The 8,064-nt window shown below is 43.5% G+C and carries 4 protein-coding genes; 1 reads left to right on the forward strand and 3 read right to left on the reverse strand.

The features are described 5' to 3' along the window. Positions 1-14: 14 nt before the first annotated feature. Positions 15-3,284 carry a SusC/RagA family TonB-linked outer membrane protein gene (locus IEW69_RS04725; RefSeq protein ID WP_229663511.1) on the reverse strand — a complete coding sequence of 1,090 codons (3,270 nt, stop codon included), beginning with the start codon at positions 3,282-3,284 and terminating at the stop codon, positions 15-17. 211 nt (positions 3,285-3,495) lie between these two features. On the opposite strand from IEW69_RS04725, the gene IEW69_RS04730 reads away from it, so the two are divergent. Further along, the gene (locus IEW69_RS04730) at positions 3,496-5,121 is read left to right on the forward strand and encodes a S41 family peptidase (protein WP_188625666.1); all 1,626 of its coding nucleotides are present in this window, start codon (positions 3,496-3,498) and stop codon (positions 5,119-5,121) included. A gap of 32 nt (positions 5,122-5,153) precedes the next feature. On the opposite strand, the gene IEW69_RS04735 is transcribed toward IEW69_RS04730, so the two are convergent. Both IEW69_RS04735 and IEW69_RS04740 read right to left on the reverse strand, forming a co-directional pair. Next, on the reverse strand, positions 5,154-6,002 hold the full coding sequence (locus IEW69_RS04735) for a MutS-related protein (RefSeq protein ID WP_188625667.1): 849 nt from the start codon (positions 6,000-6,002) through the stop codon (positions 5,154-5,156). Between the two features lie 102 nt (positions 6,003-6,104). Beyond that, entirely contained in the window at positions 6,105-6,719 is a 615-nt protein-coding gene (locus tag IEW69_RS04740) for a hypothetical protein (protein ID WP_188625668.1), read from the reverse strand. Positions 6,720-8,064: the final 1,345 nt, after the last annotated feature.

Below are 8,064 nucleotides of genomic sequence, written 5' to 3' on the forward strand. Positions count from 1 at the left end.
AATTTGTAAGTAGATTAGAAATTAAGATTTAAGGAAAATCCAAAGCTCCGGGTAGATGGAAGTGACATGGCCTCTACACCCTGAAACTGTCCATCATAGGCAGAAACTTCAGGATCAATGTTTGGTACATCAGACCATAACAAGAGATTCCGTCCCACGAAAGATATGGAACCGGTTTTTACGGCTACCTTTTGCAGCAGCAAAGCAGGTAGGGCATAGCTCAGTTTTACCTCCCTTAGCTTTAGGTAAGATGCGTCGAATGTTGCAATTGCATCATTGTTGTAATAGGCGCGCCAATAGTTACGAACAGTCACGGCGGTTGTGTTTGGGTTTTTGGTGTCCACATCAACACCTCCACCGATCATTGTTCCAGCACCATTTGCATCCCGGTTAACGAGTGATTCTTTCAGACTTCCTGCGTTTATGCCTTCAATGTAAGTTCTTGAATGCACAACACCACCTTCCTGCATGCTAAACAACACGTTTAACGACACCTTCTTGTATCTAAAGTTGTTGGTGATACCCGCTGTAAAGTCTGGATTTACATTGCCCAAATAACCCCAGTCGCCATTTTCTTCTTGGGGCAAGCCGTTCCTGTGTGTCAAGCCTTGCTGGTTATAGATTAGATAGTCCCCGTATAATGATCCAAATGAACCATCACCTTTTGTATTTTCCGTTCTTAATTCAAGGGATGCCCAACGCTCCAGCTGTCGAATTCTTGAAATGCCTATGTTTTCAGCAAGCGATATTACTTTATTGCGGTTCATGGCAAAGTTCACAGAAGCATCCCAGCTGAAGTTGCTCGACTTAACAGGTGTCGCACTTAGCATAACTTCCAAGCCTTGATTGTTCATTTTACCGACATTCATAAGTTTGGTATCGTAGCCGGCAGATGGATTCAGCGTCACCGGAATGATCAGATCAGTCGTTGTACTTTTATAGTAGGTTACATCCAGTCCGATACGGTTATTTAGAAAACGCGAGTCAAACCCGAATTCGTAAGACGCGACTTTTTCCGGACGGATATCGGCGTTAGGATAATTATTGTTATGAACAGCGACAGTTGCGCCGTTCCATCCTTGTGAAACCTGGAAGTTAGATGCGGTTTGATAAGGTTCTAAGTCGCGGCGAACAGACGAAACACTACCTCGCAGTTTTAAAAAGCTCAAAGCAGGGCTACTCATATTGAATAGGTCGGAAGCCACAACGCTTAGGGAGGCGGAAGGGTAGAAGTACGAGTTGTTCTGTTTAGGCAAAGCGCTTGACCAATCGTTTCTGCCTGTCAAGTCCAGAAATACGACATCTTTAAAGCCGAGTTGTGTAGTTGCATAGATAGAGTTAATTCTTTTTTCCTGGTAGGTGTTTCCTGCCACAATAGGTACGGCATTGTTTGTTAAATTATAAACATTAGGGATAGCAAGTCTTCCTGCGATGGCACCAAGGCGTTTAGATACCTGTGTCAGGAGATTTCCTCCGGCATTCGCATTGAAAGAAAAACTTTCCTTAAACTTCGTGTTGTACGAGAGCAGGACATCATGGTTGGTTTCCAAGAAGTAGACATCATCTTCCTGGTAGTTGCCATTAACGAACTGGGCACTTGATGTGGCATGTCTCATCGTACGTTTGTCGTTATAGAAATCACGACCGGTTCTAACCATAAGGCTCAGGTTAGGCAAAAATGCATAGCTCAGCTTCACATTCCCGAAAACACGGTCGCGATTGTTGCCATTTAAGTTCTCGTTGGCAACAAAGTAGGGGTTGTTGAGCCTTGCTCCATTCGCGTTGTAGATCGGCGTATTTTGAAGTTGGTTAGAAGAACCTGGTGACCAGTAATTTCTAAGGCTCGCCATATTTACGTTTCTTGGCATGTATAGAAAGATCTTCATAATGGCATCTTCATTTTTAGCCCCATAGCTGGTCCTGTTGTCACTAGCTGTGTTCACATAGTTCAGGTTCGCGTCTACCTTTAGTTTTGGTGTAATTGCATAGCCTGAATTGAAACCTATGGTGTTGCGGTTGAGATCGGTGTTCTCGACAATCCCTTTTTGGTTTAGGTTCGTATAGGATAAACGGAAGTGCAGCTTATCATTGCTGCTTGCAATGGATAAGTTGTTGGTATAGGTTTGTCCGGTTACGAAGAAGTCTTTCAACTGATTTGGTGAGGCTACAAATGGAGTTGGTATGCGTGAACCGGTTATCGGATCAATAGGAGAGTCAAACTGCGGAATCAACTGCCCGTTCATTGCAGGCCCCCAGTTTTCCAGCACATTGTCGTTAATACCACCACCTGCACCATCCACGTAAGCATATTGGCCGTCACGTCCTTGTCCGTATACATATTGGTAATCAGGAAGTTTCAAGGGCGACTCGAAACTCGTGTGTGAGTTAAACGAAACACCTACACCTTTGGTGTTCTTGCCAGTCTTAGTTGTAATGAGCACAACCCCGTTTGCAGCGCGGGAACCGTATAATGCTGCGGCGTTGGGCCCCTTAAGTACGGTGATGGATTCAATGTCGTTAGGGTCAATTTCTGCTGCGGCATTTCCATAATCCACTTCGCCTTCTCCGCTGGTCATATTTGGATTATTGTAATCCTGCCTGCCGCTGAATGCCCGGGTAGACTGCTCATTGTTATTACTAATCGGAACGCCATCTACCACAAAAAGCGGCGAGTTATTATAGTTGTATCCACTGGCAAAATTTTGTCCGCGGATCTGGATGTTTGCAGATGCTCCAATTCCGCCAGAACTGTTCGTGATTTGAACACCGGCTACTCGGCCGCTTAGGGTATTTAATAGATTGGGTTCATGAGATTCGCTCAATAGGTCACCGTCTACTTTCTGGGCTGAGAATCCAATGGACTTTGCTTCACGGGTAATGCCTAGTGCAGTTACCACAACCTCGTTTAGTTTATTGTCATTTTCGGAAAGCTGGATGTTAATGACTTTCCGGGATGCTACGGTAATTTCCTGCGAGGCATAACCGACGAATGTAAAAACAAGCACGGCACTTTCACCAGTGACGCTGATTTGGTAACGACCATTTCCATCCGAAACGGTTCCCTGATTTGAGTTTGTGAGCCGGATACTTACGCCGGGTAAGGCTTGGTTTGTTCCAGCATCTGTAATCTGGCCAGATATAATGTGCTGTGGTTGCGAGATGCCCGAAAGGATTAATGATTTAGTGGGATTTGCATTAGTCTGTTGGTTTGCACAAAGACAAAGCATGAGGCTAAGGCATAGTGAAACTGGTTTGAGAATTTTTGGGCGTAAAGATTTTTCCATGTTTTTGATTTAACTTTTGTTGCATGCTGATGCCAACGTGCAATGCGCCAAAGGTAAAATCGTGTTATTAAGCCTGGGTTAACGTTACAATAGCTTGCCGACAGGTCGCGGAGTGCTATCATCAGCTTAATACTGCTTTGATCGTTATTGTAAGTTATATATAGACGATATACTTTATCTTAGGGTAAACACTAGATTAACATAGCTCAATATGAAGTACAAACTACCACTCTTATCCATGCTCGCGTTAGGGATTGGATTTTCCGACTGTATGGCTCAAGCCCCTGCACCCGACCTTTCACCCGCTGCAAACCTCCGAAAGCAATTGCAGAATGGCGATTTTGAAATATCTAATTACAATACTGCATGTTACTTTTCATTGGCTGGAGATCGCGATCTCGCCTTTGCCTATTTAAAGAAAGCCGTAATGGATGATGGATTTTCTAACCTAAGAACAATTCAGAATGATAGTGACCTTAAGCCGCTTCATGAGGATACACGATGGAACTCGATGATTGCGCAGGTGGAGGAAAACACGAAGAAGTGGAAAAAACTTGATGCCACATACTTCAATCAGGATGGCTTCTGGAATAGCAAGGCCCTAAAAACACCTTATAAAGCCGAACTTTCAGAGGACGAGAGAGTAGCCGGATTATCTAAGTTCTGGTCTGAGGCCAAGTACAACTTCGTGAATTTCGACCTGGTTCCAAACCTGAACTTCGATTCTTTATACCTTGCTTACCTCCCGAAAGTGAAGGCAAGCAAGTCTACCATCGACTACTATAAAGTTATGACGCAATTTTGCGCGCAGCTGCGTGATGGCCATACCAATGTTAATCCACCAGAAGAACTCTATGAGCAAGTGTATTCGCGCCCTTTGCTACGTAGTCGCCTGATTGAAGATAAAGTATTGCTCGTAGACATCTTTGATCCTGCTTTAAAACAGCAAGGCATAAAAGTAGGGCAGGAGGTGCTATCTGTAAATGGTCTGCCAGTTAAGGAATACGCCAGAAAGTATGTTACACCTTACCAGAGTTCCTCAACACCACAGGATGAGAAAGTGCGTGCTTTCGAGTATGCGTTGTTTGCTGGTGATCTAAATGAGGAGATCAAACTTGAGTTGAAAGATGCATCCGGACGGACATCAATACATACAATTAAGCGGTTCAAACCGCAAGACCGTTCAGCTTATATCAAATCTAGTCCTTTTGAATATAAGCTGTTGAAAGGAAATATAGCTTACGTGGCGCTGAACGCCTTTGATACGGATTCTGCTGCAAAGGCTTTTGCCAGGTACTATCCGGAAATCTCCAGAGCTGACGCCATCATTTTTGATGTTCGAAATAACGGCGGTGGAAATTCATCGGTAGGATGGAATGTTTTATCATACCTCGTTAACGAGGCTGCGCCAATCCATAAATGGTACACGCGCGAGTATAAGCCGAGCTATAGAGCCTGGCACAATACACAGGAAGTTTTTGGTGGGGCTAGTACTTTGCGCCCTAATGGTAAATTTCACTATAATAAACCAGTGGTGGTATTAACAGGTGCTAAAACCTATTCTGCTGCGGAAGATTTCGCGGCAGCATTTAAGTCCTTAAAGCGTGGTCAGATTATCGGAACGGCGACTGGCGGAAGCTCTGGTCAGCCCTTAATGATTGCGCTTCCAGGCAACCTTTCTGCGCGCATTTGTACAAAACGGGACCAGCTTGCGGATGGTGCCGACTTCGTTGGCAAGGGCGTGATACCTGATGTCGAAGTTGGGCAGACCGTCGCAGATTTTAGAAAAGGCATAGATACCGAGCTGCAATTCGCAATCAAGACCTTGAAGAAGTAATCTTGATAAAACTGATAGCACGTCAGAACGATCTAATTAAGATCTGTTCTGGCGTCATTACTTTCAAGCATGGGTTTTAGCGGTGCATTAACTGTAGCGTCCAAATAACCATTTGCAGACTTAATAATTTCCTCCGGAAATCCGGAGACCTCCAAAAGCCTGATGGCGTTTCGTGTTTTTAAGGTGCCGTGCTTTATTTTGTAGTCGAATAGATATCCATCTGCTCCAACCAACTCCTGGAAGTGGTATTGCCCATATGCCGGATGAAGCAGTTCCGGTAGCTCTAGGTCGTGCGTGGATACCAGCACCATATTTCTTCCTTTGATCAGGTATTCCAACACGCCCTTTGCTGCGGCGACCCGCTCCATCGTGTTTGTGCCCTTAAAAAGTTCATCAATTACAAAGAGATTAAAACCAGCGCCATGCTTCGTTTGCTGCACAAAATATTGAATTGCATCAATTTCTGCTTTATAATAGCTGTTGCCGGCCAGCAGATCATCCTGAATGCCGATAGCGGTATGGACAGTTAAGAAAGACGAGCGGTATTTGCTTGCGCATACTGTGCAGATGGTTTGCGCCAGTATTGCATTTATGGCCACGGTTCTGATGAAAGTTGTTTTCCCCGACATATTGGAGCCCGTAATAATAATACCTTTCGTTTCGGATACCAGGCTATTTGGCTGACAAGGGTCTAACAATGGATGAAAAGCTTTTTCAAGCCCGATGTGCGGATGACTGTTATCAAATTCAGGTATACAGTAGTATTTCAATCCAGCGCGGTAGGATGCCAGAGATTGGTAGCTATCCATTTTACCTATATACTTATATAGTGTATGGATCTCTGACTTCCCATCCCTGGAGATTTCTAGGCACCTGTCCAATAAATTGATTTCAACCAGAAAAGTGATCTTGAGGTATTCGAGGAACAGCCACAAGAAAGCGGAAAAGTCATTTTGCCCTGGCTTCTCGGACTGAAGTAGAAACTAATATCTGCCGAAAGCAGATAATTTCTTGCAAGCAGCCCGAATTTCTTCGTTCTGAAAGTTCGGGTGGAGTCTGCTTAGCCTTAATGCGGATGCCCTTAATGCTGGAATCTGGGAGAAAGGAGATATGAAAAATTCTACCCTCGACTTGTTTCTGTAGTGGAAAAGCAGGTTCACGAAGAAGCTGAGGGCAAGCAGCAGTGCGAAGGCTTTGCTTACCCATATACATAATCCGAGTATAAACAGCGGTAGGAGGCTTAGTGCCAGGATCAGTAGTTTATTTGTTGCAGCGTCCAGTTTCCAATCAAAGATGATGTTTGAAATAGAATAGCTCAGCGTTCGATTTAGCTGCTGAAGTTCCATTTGCACCGCTAATCTGCTTTCTTCCTGCTCCTGGAAAAACGTGATGGCAGCATTTCGCTCTTCAAGTTCGGCCTTATTTGCGATGGGATGATGAAGCATTGCGTATAAGTATTGCTGACCAATCTTCGATTTACACCGATCCAGCTTTGCAAAAACAGCATCCATGTTTAGGTCTTCCGCAGTTTTCCTGCCGCGAGCTGCGATAGGACTTTGCATATGGAGGTGTTTGTCGTAAGCTGAGATACGGCTCATGTCCCGAAAACATAGATTTTCTTTCGCCCAGTCTGATTTCAGTGCTCTTATTACTTGCTGTAGCCTTCTCGCGCGATATGCCCGATGGAAAAAGTAAAAAGCAAGAATGCACAGTAGAATGAAAATTGCGCTTAACAGTACGCTGCTCGTCCATATGCTTGATTTATTTGGATAAAATTAAAGATATCTACTGGTATAAGGAGGGCAGCTTAGCTCTTACCATAAAGATAATAAAATTGACAAGCTATTAAATACGGGTGTTCAGGCAATATACTACACTGCCGGGAACATTGTAGATTCCTGAATTTAGGTTACATGAGAAGTCTTTTACTGTAAACAGGTGCCAGTATACTACCCCTATGAAGAGATGAACATTGTACCATAAAATCAGCATTCCTGTAAATCAAATTTAGTAATTAAGTAATAACTGTAAACAACATACAGTAATAAGCTATTCACTGTAACAAATGCCAGTATACTTAGTAGACAGAAACATGGAGATAAGCGAGCAGAAGAATCGCAGTTTATCCGGCTTTTGTTCGCCTATTGTTCGCCTTTCGTTCGCCTATGCTTCGCCTCCAGCCGAAGGAAAGGCGAACAATAGGCGTCTGATGGGCTTTCCAGATGTGATGCTAACCATTAATGTGCCTTATAATGCTCTGATGTTTGATGCTCCAAGGTCCCAATAGCAGTTAATTGCGACGATAAACACGATTTGAGAGTGGTTATGCAGTAATAAAGACCTCGAATAATCATGCAAACTTAACTTGTGTACACGTAAGTTGTTCAGGTATAGCGTTATCAGCTGTTTGATGTCAAAAGAAGAGGCGACGTCTTAGATTGGGACGGAACTGTTGTTCTTCTTACAAGATCTATTTCGTAACGGGAGTCAAATACCAGGTTGAATGAGGACAAAATCCCTTATTGTACAACTTACACAAACCCCTGTGAAGTGTTGTGAAAATGATTGCGCTTGTTTCCCAGCGAATTAGCTGGGGATAACAAGATATTTCTACATATTGTTTTGCAGCCAAGGATTTTTCTTCTACATTTGCACTCCGCTTCGGAGGAAGAGGATTAGTGAAAAGGATAAAGAAGTAAAGATTTGAAAGGCTGATAAAGGAGTAAGATAATGTTTCTTTTTGTGTTTACCGGAAACGTAAATGATAGCGGGCTGGAAACAGTAAGCGAGTTCTGAAAAGAGCGACAAACAAAAAGAAAAAAGAAAAATAAATTCTTGACAATATCAAAATCATTACTACCTTTGCAGTCCCAACAAACAGGGAGCCGCTTAACGGATGTTAAGAGAGGCAAAACAAACAAGATTGAAACAGCAAATTTAGCT

Source organism: Pedobacter quisquiliarum, from assembly GCF_014642175.1.
GTDB lineage: Bacteria > Bacteroidota > Bacteroidia > Sphingobacteriales > Sphingobacteriaceae > Pedobacter > Pedobacter quisquiliarum.